This is a genomic window from Streptomyces sp. NRRL S-455 (assembly GCF_000717875.1).
Taxonomy (GTDB): domain Bacteria; phylum Actinomycetota; class Actinomycetes; order Streptomycetales; family Streptomycetaceae; genus Streptomyces.
In genome coordinates, this window is record NZ_JOCT01000016.1 from 17,048 (window position 1) to 32,464 (window position 15,417).

A 15,417-nucleotide genomic window follows, 5' to 3' on the forward strand; every position below is an offset into this window, starting at 1 on the left:
CTCACCGCCGCCCGATGACCTCCGCGATCCGGATGAAGCCGTCCTGCCCGTGCCCCAGCCCGATGGCGCGCCGGGCCATGCCCTCGGCCGCGCGCATGACGCCGGCGTCGATGCCGTGGGCCTCGGAGACGTGCACGATGTGGGCCATGGACGACACGGCCGAGGTGAGCGGATTGCCCTCGCCGGAGTAGGTACCGGTGTCGACGTCCGCCGCGGTCTCGGCGAACAGCGGGGGGAGGATCGCGCCGATGCCCTGCGCGAAGGGGGCGAGTTCGCCCGCCGGGACGCCCTCGGCGCGGGCCACCGCCAGGGCGTGCGCGTAGCCCGCCATCGCCGTCCAGAAGATGTCGAGCAGGGCGATGTCGTAGGCCGCGGCCCGGCCCGGGTCCTCGCCGAGGTGGGTGTGGGTACCGCCCAGCGCCTCCCGTACGGGCGCCAGTTCCTCGTAGAGACCGGCAGGTCCGCTGTGCAGGAACACGGCGTCGGGTGTGCCGATGGTGGTCGTGGGGGTCATGATCGCGCCGTCCAGGTAGCGGATGCCGTGGGCGGCGGCCCAGTCGGCGGTGCCCCTGGCCCGGTCCGGGGTGTCGGCGGTCAGGTTCACGACGGTACGGCCCTTGAGGGCGGTGGCGACCTCGTCCTGGCGCAGGACGGCGTCGGCGGCGTCGTAGTTCACCACGCAGACGACGGTCACCTCGCTCGCGGCCACCGCCTCCGCCACCGACGCGGCGCCCGCCGCACCGCGGTCGAGGAGCTCCCCTTCCCGTCCCGGTGTGCGGTTCCATACGGTGGTGCGCAACCCCGCGTCCAGGAACGCTCCGGCCAGTGCCCGGCCCATCGGGCCCAGCCCGAGGACGGTGACCGTGGCGGTGGTGCCGGCGGGCTGGTTGCCGGAATAGCCCGGGGACGGGGGCGTGCTGTACGTGGACACGCTGGGACTCCTTCGAGTGCGATGACCTTGGATGACGAATGGGGCGAAGATGACCCGACGGCGCCTGGACGCGGACGTCTGCGGAGTGACTGCCGCGATCGCCGTGATCGACGGCAAGTGGAAGACAGCCCTGCTGTGGCTGCTGGAGTCGGGCCCGCACCGACCGGGGGAACTGCGCCGGCAACTGCCCGGGCTCACCGAGAAGGTGCTGACACAGGCGCTGCGCGAGATGGAAGCGGACGGGCTGGTGCACCGGGAGGTGTACGACGTGCTGCCGCCGAAGACCGAATACTCCCTGACCGGGTTCGGCCGTGAACTCGCCGAGGCGCTGGCCCCGTTGTCCGACTGGGGCCACCGTCGCCTGGAGAAACTGGACGAGGCCGCCCGGCCGGCCTCCTGATGTACGCCACCTCCGTCCTCGCCCGCTCCGGCGTCTCGCTTCTCGGCTGCCGCTCCGCGACCAGCTTCCCCCGGGTGGCCGGGCGTTGCCCAGTACCCACAAAAAAGTGGGTGTTCGCCCGGCCGCCTACGCGGTGAGGTCCCGCGGTACCGCGAAGGCCCCTTGCTCGCCGAAGGCCAGTTCGCCGAAGCGTTCGCCGATGTGGCGGTGGGTGGCGGCGTCCGGGTGGACGTTGTCGGGCAGCGGGAGTCGGGCCGCGTCGGACTCGCCGTACAGCTCGAGGCCGTCGAGGTAGTGGAGGTTCGGGTCGTCGGCGGCGCGCCGCCGCACGATCCGGGAGAGTTCCTCCCGGATGACACCGAGCGTGAGCTTGCCGGCGGCCTTCTCCGCCGGGTCGCCCATCGCGGCGAAGACCAGCCGGCCCTCGCCGAGTGCGTCGCGGTCCGGAGCGGTGGGTCCGGGCGTGTCCTCGTGGATGGCGCAGTGGATGGGGGAGACGAGCAGCAGCGGCGTGTCGGGGTGCCCCTCACGGATCGTGTCGAGGAACCCGTGCACGGCCGGGGTGAAGGCGCGCAGCCGCATCGCGTCCTGGTTGACGATGTTGATGCCCATCTTGACGCTGATCAGGTCGGCCGGGGTGTCCCGCATGGCGCGCGCGGTGAACGGGTCGAGCATCGCGCTGCCACCGAGGCCGAGGTTGATCAGTTCCACGCCGCCGCGGGACGCGGCGATCACGGGCCAGATGGCCGTGGGGCTCGCGGCGTCCGAACCGTGGCTGATCGAGCTGCCGTGGTGCAGCCACACCCGGCGCCTCCGGTCCGGCACGGGTGCCACGGGGGCGTCCGTGCGCAGGGCGACGAGCTCCGTGGTCTCGTTGTGCGGCAGCCAGATCTCGACGTCCTTGTCACCCGCGGGCAGGCCGGTGAAACGGACGGTGCCGATCGGGCCGGGTGTGACCTCGCCCTCCCAGGTGGCCAAGTCGACGGTGAGGACGTTGCCGCCGGTCCCGGCGGCCTGACCGGCCGGACGGCCGTCGACGCGCAGGTCGTACAAGCCGTCCGGGCGCGGCGGGAAACCGGCGTAGTCGCGCTTGGTGCGCAGCGTGTCCAGCTCGATGGCGGTCGCGGCGGTACGGAAGGCCAGGCGTACGCCCGAGGGCTGGGCCTCGGCCATCGCCAGCTGCGCGTTGGTGTTCTGCGCGCGGGCCCGGGCGGGGAGCCGGTGGGGGAGCAGGCCGTGCTCGGTGCGCTCCGCGTCGAGGGCGCCGCGCAGCAGGTCCGCCGTGAGGGGGGTGGTGATCCAGTCGTGCTCGGTGTGCATGGGGTCAGCCTCGGGGATCGGTCGGGGCCGCGGGCCAGTTCCGCAGCAGCGTGTCGAGGGCGTCGAGGATCCGGGCCCAGGTCTCCTCGGTGTCCGGTGCGCTGTGGCTGAAACCGCCGCCCAGCTCCAGGCTGACGTAGCCGTGGAAGACGCTGCCGAGCAACCGGACCGCGTGGGTCTGGTCCGGTTCGGTCAGGTCGTAGCCGCGCAGCAGCGCCCGGGTCATCCGCGCGTGCTGGACACCGGCGCTCGCGGCCGCGGTCTCCGGGTCGAGCCGCAGCTGGGCCGCGGCGTACCGGCCGGGGTGTTCCCGGGCGTAGTCGCGGTAGACGTTCGCGAGCGCGGCCAGGGCGTCCTTGCCGGCCCGTCCGGCCAGGGCTTCGGCGGCCCGGTCGGCCATCTCGGCGAGCGCGAGCAGGGCGATGCGGGTCCTGAGGTCCTGAGAGTTCCTGACGTGCGAGTACAGGCTCGCGACCTTGACGTCGAACCGGCGGGCCAGCGCCGAGACGGTGACCTGGTCGAAGCCGACCTCGTCGGCGAGTTCGGCGCCGGCCCGGGTGAGACGTTCGGTCGTCAGTCCGACGCGTGGCATTGGGCTTCTCCCTACTTCCATAAGGGATTGTGTATCTGCCTAAAGGCTATAGGCAAGCCCAGGGTGTCATGCTGTCGGCTAGCTTCGCGGCATGACCGAGCCCTCTCATGTCACCGCGGTCCGGGAGTCCTACGACACCGTCGCCGCCGATTACGCCCGAGTGGTCAAGGAGCCCACGGAGCTGGACCCGGTGTCGCGGGCGATGCTGGCCGCCTTCGCCGAACTCGTACGGTCCTCCGGCGCGGGGCCGGTGGCCGACCTGGGCTGCGGTCCGGGAAAGGTGACGGCGCACCTGGCCGCCCTGGGCGTGCCGGTGTTCGGCGTGGACGTCTCGCCGAAGATGATCGAGCTGGCGCGGGCGGCGTACCCGCAACTCCGCTTCGCCGTCGGCTCGATGACCGCGCTCGAGATCGGCAGCGGCGAACTCGGCGGCGTCCTGGCGTACTACGTCACCCACCACACCCCACCGGAGTGGCTGCCGACCGTGTTCGCCGAGTTCCACCGCGCCCTCGCCCCCGGTGGCGTACTGATGCTGGCCGGCCACGTGGGCAACGGCGAGCACCTGCGTCCGACGCACGCCTACGGCGGCCATCCGGTGTCCTACGAGTCGTACCTGCTGCCTCCGGACCGGATCGCCGAACTCCTCCACCGGGCCGGGCTGGTCGTCATGACACGTGTGGTGCAGGAGCCGGAGGACGGGGCCAAGCGGCAGTACGGCACGTTCCTGGCGTCCAAGCCGCGGTAGAGGGGCGTCGTCCCCGCGGGTGTGCTACCCGTCGCGCAGCCACACCCGCAGCGCGCCGGCCGGCTCGAAGCCGTGCCGGACGGCCGCCGTCAGGTCGTCGCCCTGTTCGTAACCGACCACAGGCAGGGCGGGAAAGAGCCGGTCGAGCGCGGACAGCACCGTCGACCAGGCCGCGTCGGGCCCGAGGCCGCCCCCTGCGAAGACGTTGGACACGCCGACCACCCGCTCGCTACGGGTGGCCACCGCCCCGGCGACCACCCGGCCACCCGCGGACCGCCCCGAGATCACGAACGTCTCCGGGTCGGCGAGCAGCCCGTCCCGGAAGAGACTCGCGTCGCCACCCCCGTCGTCCCAGGCCAGTGCCCAGTCCCGCAGCGCGTCCCGATCGCCCGCCACCTCCCACGCGAGACCCGCCGGCTCCGGCGCGGTACGGGGCGCCGCGGCGCCCGCCGGGCGGTGGATCCACTGGGCGTCGAACAGCACATGGAATCCGGCCGCCGCCAGATCGAGATCGGCGAAGCTGTCCTTGACCGCGGCGCCGGGGGCTGCCGTATCGACCCGCGCCACGAGCGCCTCCCGGTCGGCGCCGGGCTCCAGCGTCACCGCGTCGGGGTAGTACGACGGCGTCCGTCCCGCAGCGACCCAGGCCTCGCCCCCGAACTCACTCGCCACCCCATGAGCCCGGCACATCGCCGCACACCACTCGGCGTTGTTACGGGCGGCGTACCGGACCAGGGCTTGCTGCGGGGTCGTCATGAGTGCAGATCAAATCGATGGCGGCCCCGCTCCGTCCACCGGTTTGATGGTTGCCGACCCCGACCACCGCCGGAAGGACACCACGCTGTGCCTGTCTCCCCTGCGGCCTCCGGCCCGGCCGTCGCGCTTCTGCGCGAGTTCGGCGCGGCGGACATCGCTCATCCGGGCGGAACCCTCATCGCCCATCTCCAGCGCGTACAGGGGCAACTTGCCGCCTGGGGCGCACGCCCGGCCCTCCAACTGGCGGGCCTCTGCCACGCGTTCTACGGAACGGACGGCTTCCCCGACGCCCTGTTGCCCTTGGACCGCCGTAGCGAACTCGCGGCGGTTGTCGGGGCCGAGGCCGAGTCCTTGGTGTACCTGTACGCCTCCTGCGATCGCGCGGCCACTTATCCGACGCTCGCGGACACCGACGGGCCCTTCCACGACCGGTTCACCGGCCTGAGTCACACCCCGGATCCGCAGGCGCGGCGAGACTTCGCCGAGTTGACCGCCGCCAACGAACTCGACCTCGCCCGCGACCCGGCCTTCCGCGACCAGTGGGGCCCTGAACTCCTCAGCCTCTTCACCCGCATCCGACCCCTGCTGAGCAGGCCTGCCTGGTCGGACTGTCAGGAGGTCCTCCCCGCGTGAAGTTGAGCGCGATCACCCTGGACTGCGCGGATCCGCTCGCGCTCGCGGCCTTCTATCAGCAGGCCACCGGCCTCGAACCGCATCCCAAGTCGAACGCCGAGTTCGCCTCCCTGGGCGGCAGTGAGGGCGGGCTCTCCATCGGCTTCCAGCGCGTCGACGGCTACCGGGCACCGAGCTGGCCCGACCAGCAGGTACCGCAGCAACTGCACTGCTGCTTCCGGGTCTCGGACCTGGACGAGGCCGAGGCGCGGCTGGTGAAGCTGGGTGCGGGCAGGCCGGAGTACCAGCCGAACGTGGACAGGTGGCGGGTGCTCACGGATCCGGCGGGACATCCCTTTTGCATCATCCGAGAGCCGGGTCCGACGGTGTGACGCCCCCCGTCCCTCTGCCCTGCACGGCCAGCCCGCGTGCGGGTCAGAGGGCTGACACGGTCGAGGTCCGGGACGGCCTCAGTGCACGAGCCGCGCGCACAGATTCTCCAGTCGACCACGTGATGATTCGAGCAGCTCCTGGTCGTCGACCTGCGCCGGAGCGTCGGTTCAGCGGCCTTCGGCCTGCGGCGGTTCCCAGACCGAGCAGTCGTGGGCGAAGAGCACACGTCGTGGGTCGAAGTCCGCGAGTCGGTCGAGCCACTGCCGATAGGGAGGAAGTGGCTGCTCCACGCCATGCAGTGCCGCGTGACGGGCCAGCTGCTCGGACGCGAAACGGGAAGCGAAGTCGTGTGCCTGGCCGGCGAGAACCACGGTGCCGTCACCTTGCCTGAGGACCAGCGACTGATGCCCTCGGGTGTGCCCGGGCGTCGGGATGATCCAGACTCCCGGCCAGACCTCGGCTTCCCCGGCGACTTCCTCGTACGTGGCGCCGGGAAAGTCGATCAGTTCATCGACGGTGTAGTCGCCCCGACGGGCTGTGGCCAGTTCGACGTCCTGAACCAGGATGGGCTTGCCGCGCAGGAGCGGATTCCCGCCGCAGTGGTCGAAGTGAAGGTGGCAGTTCACGACCAGCGAGATGTCGTCAAGGGCGACTCCCGCCGTTGACAGGGCTTCCTGCAACGCCCGGCGTCGGGGCCGGTAGTGCGCTTCGGTGTCGGGCCCTGCCTGGCCGATGCCGGTATCGAAGAGGATCAACCCCTGGTCGTGTCGCACCAGGTAGGCAAGGACAGGTTCGACCCGCGGTTGCGGGCCGCCCGTCTCCGACGCGGGCCGGATGAAGTACCCCAGATCGAGTCGACGCACCGCTGCGTTCTTCCCCATGTGGCCATGCTGGTGGGGGTGCGGTGTGACATCCAGCCGGTCTGCCGACAGCAGAACCGCTATGGACTCACCTTCAGGTTTTCGGTTCGCTCTCTTCCGGCCCGGAGCGTGGGTCGTCCGGGTCAGCCCGCGTCGGGGAGGTCGATGATGTTGCCGTCCTTGTCGAGCGTATGGGTGTCCCAGTACACATCCCACGTGTCGTCGACCTGCTGCGGCACCTTGCCCTTCGGGTATCGCACGAATCCCGCCGGCGGCTCTTCCTTGTCCGACACGCAAGCGGAGCCGGTATCGCCTACGGCCAGAACGGGGTACTCGCCGCCGCTGCAGATGTCCTCCTGGTACTCGAAGCCGGCACATCCGGTGAGTGCCACGACTGCGGCCCCGCTCGCGAGAGCAGCAACGATGATGCGAACCCTTTCGGGTCGGAAGGCAGTGGCGGCTCGGTTCATTCTGCCGGGCAGGTGCATGATCGTCTCCAGTCGCTTGGTCTGCCGCCCAGTCTTGCCGCCAGGGAGCTGCCGTGCCGTGAGTACGCGTACTCAGCTCTGCACGCGTGGATACCCAAACCGCCGTATTCCTGGGGCATTTGAGAGCAGGACCTTCGCCGGGTCGTGGACGGCCCGTTGCTTGCGCGACGGGGTGAGCGCACCTCGAACAGTCCGCTTCGTGAAGGCGCGAGGCTGGTGCTGTGACCATCAAATCCTCCCTCAGTGGGTGCTCCCTCATCCGCAGGGCGGATACGGTCCGCCGTAGCGGACGAAGCGTGGCGGCCATGTCCAGGGCCAGCATGTATGTCATGACGCCAGCGACCGCCCCTCTCCCTGCCTCCGCACCTGCGCCTGTCTGGACTCGCCGCGCCGCCCACGCCATCGCTCTGTGCGCCGTCCCGTCCGGCCTGTGGCGCATCGCCATGGCATCCGGTGTCTATGTGGGTTACAGCGACCAAGTGCTGCGCGATGTCTTCGACATCCCGGGCTGGGGCATCGCATACGTCGTCGGCCTCTCCGTCCTCACTGAGCTGGCCGCTCTGTTCCCGCTGCTGCTCGTGAGCGACCGGTGGAGGCCGCTGCACCCCCGGGTCCTCGCCCCGCTTGCTTGGGCTGCCTCGGGCGTCCTGGTTCTGGTGGCACTGTGGCAACTCGTGGTCGCTTTCGCCGTCGAGAGCCAGACGTACATGTCGAGCGGTACGGCACAGACCGTCTGGGGGTTCGCTTTCGCCCCGCTGTTCGCCATACCGGCCCTGATGACCGCGGTGACCTGGTCGTACGCAAGGCGGCACCGGGCACGGGGACGGGCATAATCCCCACCACGTCCCTGACATCGGCCAACCCTGGCCACCGCTTCCGGGCCCGACAAGCGTGGCCGATGGAGGAGCTGCCGCGGCGCAGGTCCCGCACAGGTGTCCCAGTCGGCCCGGACCAGCTGCGTGATCAACGGGACGCGGTTCCCTCCGGCGGAGGCCGGCAGCATCATCGCCCGGCGGTAGCGCACCGAGCTGGTACTGCCCCGGCGCACGATCTGCTGCAGCTTCTGCCCTTCCTGGTCGGTCAGTCTGCGTACCCGTACAGGCCCGGCCACCACACCTCCAGGGTCGGAATGGACGCCGCCGCCCATCGAACCTCCAACCCGGCGAACCCATGTGGCCACAGCACTAGCCGATCGAGAAAGTGGCACCGGGTGCGGCATGGTCGACGGGACCGTCGAACCGGGCCGAGGCGCGTGCCACCGCCTGTTGCGGGGTGAGGAATCGGCCGACGTGGGTGACGATCAACCGGCCTGCCCGGGCAGCGCCGGCCGTGTCGCCGGCGTCTTCGGGCGTGTGGTGGACCTGTTCACCCTCGGTCGGGGCCTGGGCGCTCTCGGCCTCGCACAGCAGCACGTCGCATCCCTCGGCCAGCCGTGTGAGGTTCGCGCACGGTGCTGTGTCTCCGGAGTAGACCAGCGATCGGCCCTCGGCCTCGATGCGCACGGCGAAGGCCGGTATGCCGTGTGCCACTGCCCGGCTGGTCATGGTGAGTGCGCCGACGCGCGCTTGGTGTCCGTCGTCCAGCTCATGGACCGCGAAGGCGCGCTCGACCGGGCTGCGCGTCGAGCTGTTGGTGAGGAAGTGGGCCAGCCGGTCAGCGATTCCCGGCGGCCCGTACAGGGGAATGGGCGCGGCGAGTTCAATGTCCGCGTAGAGCGCCGCGTAGTAGGTGGTGAGCAGGTCCGCACTGTGATCGGCATGCAGGTGCGAGATCCAGATCGCGTCCACCTCGTCGATCCTGACATGCCGCTGAAGCTGTGCCAGCGTCCCGCTACCCGCATCAACCCAGACCCGGGTGCCACCGCTGGACACCAGGTAGCCGGAGCACGGGTTGTCCACGCTCGCATAGGGTGTCGCGCAGCCCAGGACGGTGAGACGGAGAAGATCGCTGCTCATCGGGGAAGTCTATAGAGCCCTTGATCTAGAGCTGCTTGACATTTTGTCCGGTCCGCCGCCGCAGTAACACTGGTTCCGAGTCGTTGCCGACGGACGTCGATTCCGAGCCGTATGCGCTCGCGGCCGATGACTTTCCTCCGGAGTGTCGGTCTTCCACGCGAACGCCCGTGCCGGACAGCGCAGTCGGCCCGGGATCGACGTCGGAGTACGCCCCTGTGACAGGAGATCTCCCCCTATGACTGACCCGGCAGTGACAGCGCCCCGCGGCCGCAGTGCCGATGCCTGGCCTCTGATCCGCGCTGAGCGAGCGGCGCTGGCGGCCGATCTCGCAGACATGACGGATGAGCGGTGGGAAACGCCTTCGCTCTGTGCTGGTTTGACGGTGCGTGAGGTGCTCGCACACCTCACCGCGGGTGCGAGCCTCAACGCCGTGCGCTGGATGGCGGGGGTGATCCGCTGCCGGTTCGACTTCGACAAGCAGGTGGCCATGCGGCTGGCCGAGCAACTGGGAAGCACTCCCGCCGAGACTCTTGAGCGGTTCCGGCGCGTCGTCCCGAGCACCACCAAGCCCCCGTTGCCCGCCATAGCCATGCTGGGCGAGACGATCGTGCACGGAGAGGACATCCGGCGGCCGCTGGGCATTCGTCGCGATTACCCGATCGAGGTCGTCACTCGGCTGGCCGAGTACTACCAGGGCTCGGACCTCGTGGTCGTCGCCAAGGGGCGCATCGAAGGGCTGAAACTCGTCGCGGAGGACGGTCCTTTCACGACGGGCTCGGGACCCGTCGTGTCCGGTCCCACCCTGGCCTTGGTGATGGCCATGACCGGACGTGCGACGTACTGCGGTGAACTCGAAGGTGACGGTGCGGAGCTACTCCGCAGCCGGTGCGGGGCAGAGTGACGTGGCGGAGCAGACCTTGCCGTAATTCCCGGGTGCGGTGCGGCGTCCACCCGTGATGGGATGCGCCGCATGAGTGACTCGCTGCGGGCCCGCATCGAGCAGTACTACGCCACTGTGCCGTTGCTGTTCTCCGAGGCCGAAGAGTTCGGTCCGTTACGGCTGTTCGTGCGAAGGAAGCCGGGTGCCCCGTATTACGGCGGTCCCAGCCATGCCCAACCCACCGCGGGCGGGGCGTCGGCGGTCACCGCCGCTGACATCGCCCGGGTCCGGGCCCGGCAGCGCGAACTCGGCGTGCCGGAGGCCTTCGAATGGCTGGCCGAGGTGGCGCCGAGGCTGCGTTCCGGTGTCGAGGCCGCGGGCCTGCCCGTGGCGGAACGTCCGCTGATGGTTCTGGATCCGCATCATCAACTCCAGCCGCAGCCGTTGCCGGAGGGGGTGACGCTCCGGGCGCTGACGGCCGACGACCCGGCGTTGCCCGCAGCTCTCGCCCTTCCCCGCCTGGCCTTCGCGAAGGAGGGCACTGCGGTTGGCCCGGCAGGCCGCAAGGAGCTGTCGGAGGTGGCCGGGGAACTTACGGAGAACGGCACCGTGGCGACGGTCCGCCCCACCATCCGCGCCGGGCACAAGACGCTCGTCGCCGCCCTCGCCCCCGACGGCACCCCACTGGCCGTCGGCCACTACCACCCGGCGAACGCCACCACTGAGATCGGCGGCATCGGCACCCTTCCCACCGCCCGCCGCCAGGGCCTGGCCGCCGCCGTCACGGCGGCCCTGGCCGCCCACGCGCGTGACCACGGAGTGAACACCGTCTTCCTCGCCTACGCGGAGGACGCCGTCGCTCGCATTTACTCGCGCCTGGGATTCCGTCCCGCCGGCAGCACCCTTCTGATCGCCAACCAACCCGCGCGGTCATAGCGCCGCTCGGCCAGGCCTGGACGCGCTGACACCACTGCGTCTGTCCGGTCGGGCTGTCAGCCGGGGGACGGTGGGCGCTGATGGCGTGCGGATGTGGCGATGGGAGTGGAGCGCCTGGGCCACGAAGTCTCCCCAGACCTCTGCTGATGCGCCGAAGCTTGGCCCAAACGCTCCACTTGCCGTTCCCGGTCCCCGAGTCGGTCTCGGCTCGTGCCGGTCGGCCTGGGAGCGGCCGCGGCGACGGCCGGGTTCCGGGGCCGCTGCCGTCCTGTCGGCCGCATCCTCAACTGCCGCTCGGGGAAGCTGCCGCAGCCCGCAGAGCCGCCGAAGCCGATCCCACAATCGCCTCGCCGTGGCCGAAGCAGGCCACCTCCGCATCCAGTCGGCTCAAAGCCCTCAAGGATTCCAGTGCACGAGAGCGGTCCGTGTTGAACACGCCGACCATGGTCTTGCCTCCCACGTTCGCTGCAGCGTCGCCCAGGAAGAGCACCCCGAAGGCAGGGAGATGAAACGCGGTGCTGCCCGGAGTATGACCCGGCGCGGCCACCACACGAGCCCCGCCGCCGAAGGGGAGTACATCTTGATCACCGACCTCGTGGTCCACCGGCACCGGCGGTGCGGGTGGCAGCTTCGGCTTGCTCTCGAACAAGGCACGTTCCCAGTCCGGAGCATCCGTGAAGACCGGTGGCGGAGCCGGTGACTCCCCGCGGATCACCCCGGCGTCCAAACGGTGCGCGAACACCTCGACCCCTCCCCACGCGGCGATCTCGGCAGCACCGCCGGTATGGTCCTCATGAAAGTGGGTGAGCACGACACGCCGCAGGTCCCCGGGCTTCGAGCCGATGCTCAGAATGGCATCGGCGACTGCCGGACCGGCCCCCGCAACCCCGGAGTCGATCAATGTGAGCCCATCCGCGTCACGCCACAGATACGCCTGCCCGACCTCGAAACGGAGCATATGCAGCTCCGGCAGCAGCTCGACGATCTCCATACGGACAACCTAGGCACCGCCGAAGCCTCCCACTCGCCGCTTCGCCGTCAGCAGATGACAACGTGCCCGGTCGCAAGCTCCGTCGCCACCAACCGGAGTCAACCCAGGACGAGTTGGGGCCGGAAAACCGGGGCCCAGACGGCCTCGGACAGAAGCCGACGGTGACGCGCCCATGTGAGTGACTGACGACACCTGGCCCTACCGGCCCGAACACGACCTCATCGTGACCTCGCCCACCGGGGAAGTCGTCGCCTACTGCCAGGGCTGGTACGACCCGGACAACCGCACCGGTGAGTTCGAACCCGTCGGCACCCACCCCGACCACCGCCGCCTCGGCCTCGCCCGAGCCGTCTGCACCGCGGTGCTGCACGCTTTCGCCGACGCCGGCGGACAACGAGCCGTCGTCTACTCGCGCGGCGACGCCGCCTATCCCATTCCCAAGCGGCTCTACGAGTCCATGCACTTCACCGCGTACACCCGCACCCACACCTACGTCGGCACACCGACCGGCTGAGGAGGCCGGCAGAGAGCCGCCGATCAGAACGGCCACGAGGACGCCTGGGGACCCCAACCGCCGGTGGCCGGCTATGTGCATCGGCTGATGGTGGACCGCAGCAGCGCCCAGCCGGGGACGGGGCGGTTTCTGCTGCGTGCTGCGGAGCGCCGCGTCGCAGCGACGGGGCGGGCGCTCGTGCGTCTGGACTGCCTGGCCGACAACGCGCGTTTGAACACCTACTACTTGAACGCCGGCTACCGGGTTGTCGGCCACAAGGCAGGCAAGCCGCAGCCGGGCGGTGCGCCCAAGTCGTTCACCCTCCTGGAGAAGACCTGCGAGCCGGCCGCGAGGGCTGAGCGGCTGTGGCCAGGGTGACACGCCCGCTTGTGAAACGGAAAGCACGCCCTACCGTCCTGGTCGGCATCCAGACGCTGAAGGTCGATGTCCGACTCGTCCTGGTCGGCGGCCAACCCCAAAATAATATTGCGGTACTATTTTTTTATGACGCAACACGCCGACGCTGACACGAGACGCGGCCAAGTCGCCTCCGCGCTGATAAGCGTGGTCGCCGAACGGGGACTGGCGCGGACCACCCTCGCTGACGTGGCGCGGACGGCGGGTGTGTCCGTCGGACTCGTCCAGCGCTATTTCCGCTCGAAGGACGAGCTGCTGAGGTTCGGGATCGAGTATGTCTACCGGCGCGCCGAGGAGCGCATCGCCGCCATCCCGGTCGAGCCGCCGGTCCGGGAGTTCGTCGTGCGGTTGATGGAGACGTTCCTGCCGCTGACGGCCGAGCGCCGCGCCGAGCTGCGGGTCTGGCTGAGCTTCGTGCAGGCGTCGCTTACCGACGCCGACATGGCTGCGACCCACCGGGACGCTACCGAGCGGCTCCTGCAGGGTGTCGAGGAGGCATTGCGCGGCGCGCAACGGGCCGGCGAACTCGCCGCGGACGTCGACACCGAGGCGGAGGCGGCGGCACTGGTCGCGTTCGTGGACGGACTGTGCCTGCACCACGCGGCGACCGGTAACAGGTTCGGCGCCTCCCGCATCAGCGCCGCGCTGGACGCCTACGTCGACCGGCTGTTCGACTGATGAGCGCGACGCTGGCGCTGGCGCTGGCCGGGCTGGGGCTGCTGGACAGCACAAGCTTCGGCACCCTGCTGATCCCGATCTGGCTGTTGCTCACCCCGGGGCGGGTGCGCGCCGGCCGGATCGCCATCTACCTGGCTACCGTTGCGACGTTCTACTTCTGCGTTGGCGTCCTCCTGGTGCTGGGGGCCGATGGGGTGCTGCAAACCGCCCGGGCGGCCTTCACCGACGTCGCCCCGACGCACCTCCGGATCGGGCAGCTCATCCTCGGTTTGATCGTCATTGCCTTGAGCTACCGGCTGGAGGCCCGCGCCCGAAGCCGGTCGGGCAGACCGGGCCGACTGCAGCGCTGGCGGACCGCGGCGATGTCGGGTGCCGTGCCGGACGGCCAAGGTCTGGACGGCCGGGACACGCGGGGCGGAGGCGTGCGCGGCCTGATGAGCCTCGCGTTGGTAGCCACCGCCCTGGAGGTCGTCACAATGGTGCCCTACCTGGCGGCCGTCGGCTTACTCGCGAACGCCGATCTGACCTGGCAGGCCATCGGCGGGGCGCTGGCCGGCTATTGCGTCGTGATGATCCTCCCGGCGGTTCTCCTCGGCGCCGTCCGGATCGCCGCGCACGACCGGGCCGAGCCAGTGCTACAGCGGATCAACGACTGGTTCACCCGCAACAGCGCCAAGGCGTTCGGCTGGACCGTCGGGGGAATCGGCATCGGAATGGTCCTCAACGCCGTGATCGCCCTTCTCACCGATCCCGCCTGAACCCGCGTCAGACTTCGAGGATCTCCAGCTACTTCAACTTCCGAAACACGCCTCAGCGCGGTACTGGGCATCGCTGTGTCCGTGCTCGAAGCCCGCGACAACAACTGGACAGAGCGAGTGCTACGCCCGTTCTACGACGCCGCCCTCGCATTGAACCGGGACACCTTCCGGCGCCTTGCACGCCTCCCCGGCACATCCCTTGCGCTGCAGCAGGTGCTCGGAGTCGCAAAGGAGACAGCGGACACTCCGAGCCCCTGCGGCCCTGGTTCCCTCCAGGACAGGATGGTGGGTGGAACGTTGCGTGTCGGTGTTCTGCTGAGTCATGCCGCCCCCTTGATCGAAGTCGGACAAGTGCGCTTCGAATATCGAAGCACTGTCGCAGGCTGGGCACCGTCGCTTCGAAATTCGAAGCAAAAAGGATTGGCGGAGGTTTCGCGCCTGCCCCCGGCGCTCGGCCGAGCCACGGCAACCTCGTGACCCCCGCGGCCCCGCCCCGCCTCCGATCCGAGGCGGGGCGTCAGTCCGCGGAGCCCCTCTCCGGCGCCCCGTCGCCCAATGTGTCCGGATGTGAGACGCGGCCGGCGGACTGGTCGTCGGCGTGGTCCGCCCCTTGCGGGTCGATCGTGGCCGCCCAGCGTTCCGCCCAGCGGGCGAGGGGGTTCAGGGCGTGGCGCGCCTCCTGTCCCAGCGGGGTGAGCTCGTAGCGGCTGTCCGGTAGTTGGTGAATCACCTGGGCATCCAGCAGTTCGGTCAGGCGCTGCCGCATCACGCTGGAGGACATGTCGTCGCACCGCTTCTGCAAGGGGCGGAATCCAAGCGGACCCGCGCGAAGCTCCCACAGGATGCGCAGACTCCACCGCCGCCCGAACAGGTCGAGTGCGGCCATGAGGGGGCGGCCTGTGGTCGAGCCGCGAACAGGACTGCCAGGTCTGGGTGTTGCCATGTCGGGATGTCCCGCTCTCCAGGGTTGATGCTTCGAATTCCGACACGCTAGCATCGGTGACCGCTTCGGAAATCGAAACGGAGGGCTGTTGTGGCACCTGCCCTGACGACCTGGGTGAGAGGCGTTCCTGAAGCCCGAGTCGACGGAGGCGAGACCGGCTGGGAGGACCATTACATGCGCAGGTGCCCCGAGTTCGACGTCGGCGCCGAGTCGCACGGACGGCTCACCCGGAACCTGTTCGTGGCGGGGGACGGGTGACCGGCACGCGG

The 15,417-nt window shown here is 69.9% G+C and carries 19 protein-coding genes and 2 pseudogenes; 11 read left to right on the forward strand and 10 right to left on the reverse strand.

Annotated features, from left to right (window positions below):
* Position 1: 1 nt before the first annotated feature.
* Positions 2-931 carry an NAD(P)-dependent oxidoreductase gene (locus IE97_RS0121380; RefSeq protein WP_267881793.1) on the reverse strand — a complete coding sequence of 310 codons (930 nt, stop codon included), beginning with the start codon at positions 929-931 and terminating at the stop codon, positions 2-4.
* 49 nt (positions 932-980) lie between these two features.
* On the opposite strand from IE97_RS0121380, the gene IE97_RS0121385 reads away from it, so the two are divergent.
* Positions 981-1,331, forward strand: a complete 351-nt coding sequence (locus tag IE97_RS0121385) for a winged helix-turn-helix transcriptional regulator (RefSeq protein ID WP_030243002.1) — start codon at positions 981-983, stop codon at positions 1,329-1,331.
* A 126-nt stretch (positions 1,332-1,457) separates the two neighbouring features.
* Here IE97_RS0121385 and IE97_RS0121390 read toward each other — a convergent pair whose 3' ends face one another.
* Both IE97_RS0121390 and IE97_RS0121395 read right to left on the reverse strand, forming a co-directional pair.
* A complete protein-coding gene (locus IE97_RS0121390; RefSeq protein ID WP_030243005.1) occupies positions 1,458-2,651 on the reverse strand; it encodes a GDSL-type esterase/lipase family protein in 1,194 nt (397 codons plus the stop codon).
* Positions 2,652-2,655: 4 nt separating this feature from the next.
* The gene (locus IE97_RS0121395; protein ID WP_030243009.1) at positions 2,656-3,243 is read right to left on the reverse strand and encodes a TetR/AcrR family transcriptional regulator; all 588 of its coding nucleotides are present in this window, start codon (positions 3,241-3,243) and stop codon (positions 2,656-2,658) included.
* Between the two features lie 91 nt (positions 3,244-3,334).
* Between IE97_RS0121395 and IE97_RS0121400 the strand changes: the two genes are divergently transcribed.
* Positions 3,335-3,988 carry a class I SAM-dependent DNA methyltransferase gene (locus tag IE97_RS0121400; protein WP_030243010.1) on the forward strand — a complete coding sequence of 218 codons (654 nt, stop codon included), beginning with the start codon at positions 3,335-3,337 and terminating at the stop codon, positions 3,986-3,988.
* A 24-nt stretch (positions 3,989-4,012) separates the two neighbouring features.
* On the opposite strand, the gene IE97_RS0121405 is transcribed toward IE97_RS0121400, so the two are convergent.
* Positions 4,013-4,744 carry a hypothetical protein gene (locus IE97_RS0121405; RefSeq protein ID WP_030243011.1) on the reverse strand — a complete coding sequence of 244 codons (732 nt, stop codon included), beginning with the start codon at positions 4,742-4,744 and terminating at the stop codon, positions 4,013-4,015.
* 87 nt (positions 4,745-4,831) lie between these two features.
* Between IE97_RS0121405 and IE97_RS0121410 the strand changes: the two genes are divergently transcribed.
* A complete protein-coding gene (locus IE97_RS0121410; protein WP_030243013.1) occupies positions 4,832-5,377 on the forward strand; it encodes a DUF6817 domain-containing protein in 546 nt (181 codons plus the stop codon).
* Positions 5,374-5,748, forward strand: a complete 375-nt coding sequence (locus IE97_RS0121415) for a VOC family protein (protein WP_030243015.1) — start codon at positions 5,374-5,376, stop codon at positions 5,746-5,748. Before IE97_RS0121410 ends, IE97_RS0121415 begins: the two co-directional genes overlap by 4 nt.
* Positions 5,749-5,916: 168 nt before the next feature.
* Here IE97_RS0121415 and IE97_RS0121420 read toward each other — a convergent pair whose 3' ends face one another.
* Complete coding sequence (locus tag IE97_RS0121420; protein WP_030243017.1) at positions 5,917-6,630, reverse strand: N-acyl homoserine lactonase family protein; 714 nt, start codon at positions 6,628-6,630, stop codon at positions 5,917-5,919.
* Between the two features lie 122 nt (positions 6,631-6,752).
* Positions 6,753-7,097, reverse strand: a complete 345-nt coding sequence (locus tag IE97_RS0121425) for an SCO0607 family lipoprotein (RefSeq protein ID WP_037836777.1) — start codon at positions 7,095-7,097, stop codon at positions 6,753-6,755.
* Positions 7,098-7,417: 320 nt separating this feature from the next.
* Here IE97_RS0121425 and IE97_RS0121430 point away from each other — a divergent pair, with 320 nt between their 5' ends.
* Positions 7,418-7,930 carry a hypothetical protein gene (locus IE97_RS0121430; RefSeq protein ID WP_030243024.1) on the forward strand — a complete coding sequence of 171 codons (513 nt, stop codon included), beginning with the start codon at positions 7,418-7,420 and terminating at the stop codon, positions 7,928-7,930.
* A 28-nt stretch (positions 7,931-7,958) separates the two neighbouring features.
* On the opposite strand, the pseudogene IE97_RS43105 reads toward IE97_RS0121430, so the two are convergent.
* A pseudogene (locus IE97_RS43105) lies at positions 7,959-8,208 on the reverse strand (IS630 family transposase); the annotation flags it as partial.
* 73 nt (positions 8,209-8,281) lie between these two features.
* Positions 8,282-9,052, reverse strand: coding sequence for an MBL fold metallo-hydrolase (locus IE97_RS0121440; RefSeq protein ID WP_030243026.1), 771 nt, complete (start codon positions 9,050-9,052; stop codon positions 8,282-8,284).
* A gap of 235 nt (positions 9,053-9,287) precedes the next feature.
* Between IE97_RS0121440 and IE97_RS0121445 the strand changes: the two genes are divergently transcribed.
* Together IE97_RS0121445 and IE97_RS0121450 are read left to right on the forward strand one after the other, a co-directional pair.
* A complete protein-coding gene (locus tag IE97_RS0121445; RefSeq protein ID WP_030243028.1) occupies positions 9,288-9,953 on the forward strand; it encodes a maleylpyruvate isomerase family mycothiol-dependent enzyme in 666 nt (221 codons plus the stop codon).
* A gap of 69 nt (positions 9,954-10,022) precedes the next feature.
* Entirely contained in the window at positions 10,023-10,868 is an 846-nt protein-coding gene (locus tag IE97_RS0121450; RefSeq protein WP_030243030.1) for a GNAT family N-acetyltransferase, read from the forward strand.
* 283 nt (positions 10,869-11,151) lie between these two features.
* Here the strand turns inward: IE97_RS0121450 and IE97_RS0121455 are convergent, their stop codons facing one another.
* Positions 11,152-11,859, reverse strand: coding sequence for an MBL fold metallo-hydrolase (locus IE97_RS0121455; protein ID WP_030243032.1), 708 nt, complete (start codon positions 11,857-11,859; stop codon positions 11,152-11,154).
* 178 nt (positions 11,860-12,037) lie between these two features.
* Here IE97_RS0121455 and IE97_RS0121460 point away from each other — a divergent pair, with 178 nt between their 5' ends.
* From IE97_RS0121460 to IE97_RS0121475, 4 genes and pseudogenes are all read left to right on the forward strand, one after another.
* Entirely contained in the window at positions 12,038-12,373 is a 336-nt protein-coding gene (locus IE97_RS0121460) for a GNAT family N-acetyltransferase (protein ID WP_051705062.1), read from the forward strand.
* A 36-nt stretch (positions 12,374-12,409) separates the two neighbouring features.
* A pseudogene (locus IE97_RS38600) lies at positions 12,410-12,730 on the forward strand (GNAT family N-acetyltransferase); the annotation flags it as partial.
* 66 nt (positions 12,731-12,796) lie between these two features.
* Positions 12,797-13,447: a TetR/AcrR family transcriptional regulator gene (locus IE97_RS0121470; protein WP_234310616.1), complete on the forward strand. Its 651-nt coding sequence runs from the start codon at positions 12,797-12,799 to the stop codon at positions 13,445-13,447.
* Positions 13,447-14,205 carry a GAP family protein gene (locus tag IE97_RS0121475; RefSeq protein WP_030243040.1) on the forward strand — a complete coding sequence of 253 codons (759 nt, stop codon included), beginning with the start codon at positions 13,447-13,449 and terminating at the stop codon, positions 14,203-14,205. Before IE97_RS0121470 ends, IE97_RS0121475 begins: the two co-directional genes overlap by 1 nt.
* 517 nt (positions 14,206-14,722) lie before the next feature.
* On the opposite strand, the gene IE97_RS39350 is transcribed toward IE97_RS0121475, so the two are convergent.
* Positions 14,723-15,091 carry a winged helix-turn-helix transcriptional regulator gene (locus tag IE97_RS39350; RefSeq protein ID WP_106975401.1) on the reverse strand — a complete coding sequence of 123 codons (369 nt, stop codon included), beginning with the start codon at positions 15,089-15,091 and terminating at the stop codon, positions 14,723-14,725.
* Between the last annotated feature and the right edge of the window lie 326 nt (positions 15,092-15,417).

Bases quoted from the DNA above. Each gene is read 5' to 3' on its own strand.
- IE97_RS0121390 (WP_030243005.1), bottom strand. From the start codon at position 2,651: ATGCACACCGAGCACGACTGGATCACCACCCCCCTCACGGCGGACCTG.
- IE97_RS0121440 (WP_030243026.1), bottom strand. From the start codon at position 9,052: ATGAGCAGCGATCTTCTCCGTCTCACCGTCCTGGGCTGCGCGACACCC.
- IE97_RS0121395 (WP_030243009.1), bottom strand. From the start codon at position 3,243: ATGCCACGCGTCGGACTGACGACCGAACGTCTCACCCGGGCCGGCGCC.
- IE97_RS0121420 (WP_030243017.1), bottom strand. From the start codon at position 6,630: ATGGGGAAGAACGCAGCGGTGCGTCGACTCGATCTGGGGTACTTCATC.
- IE97_RS0121470 (WP_234310616.1), top strand. From the start codon at position 12,797: ATGTCCGACTCGTCCTGGTCGGCGGCCAACCCCAAAATAATATTGCGG.
- IE97_RS0121425 (WP_037836777.1), bottom strand. From the start codon at position 7,097: ATGCACCTGCCCGGCAGAATGAACCGAGCCGCCACTGCCTTCCGACCC.
- IE97_RS0121430 (WP_030243024.1), top strand. From the start codon at position 7,418: ATGTATGTCATGACGCCAGCGACCGCCCCTCTCCCTGCCTCCGCACCT.
- IE97_RS39350 (WP_106975401.1), bottom strand. From the start codon at position 15,091: ATGGCCGCACTCGACCTGTTCGGGCGGCGGTGGAGTCTGCGCATCCTG.
- IE97_RS0121385 (WP_030243002.1), top strand. From the start codon at position 981: ATGACCCGACGGCGCCTGGACGCGGACGTCTGCGGAGTGACTGCCGCG.
- IE97_RS0121405 (WP_030243011.1), bottom strand. From the start codon at position 4,744: ATGACGACCCCGCAGCAAGCCCTGGTCCGGTACGCCGCCCGTAACAAC.
- IE97_RS0121400 (WP_030243010.1), top strand. From the start codon at position 3,335: ATGACCGAGCCCTCTCATGTCACCGCGGTCCGGGAGTCCTACGACACC.
- IE97_RS0121475 (WP_030243040.1), top strand. From the start codon at position 13,447: ATGAGCGCGACGCTGGCGCTGGCGCTGGCCGGGCTGGGGCTGCTGGAC.
- IE97_RS0121455 (WP_030243032.1), bottom strand. From the start codon at position 11,859: ATGGAGATCGTCGAGCTGCTGCCGGAGCTGCATATGCTCCGTTTCGAG.
- IE97_RS0121445 (WP_030243028.1), top strand. From the start codon at position 9,288: ATGACTGACCCGGCAGTGACAGCGCCCCGCGGCCGCAGTGCCGATGCC.
- IE97_RS0121450 (WP_030243030.1), top strand. From the start codon at position 10,023: ATGAGTGACTCGCTGCGGGCCCGCATCGAGCAGTACTACGCCACTGTG.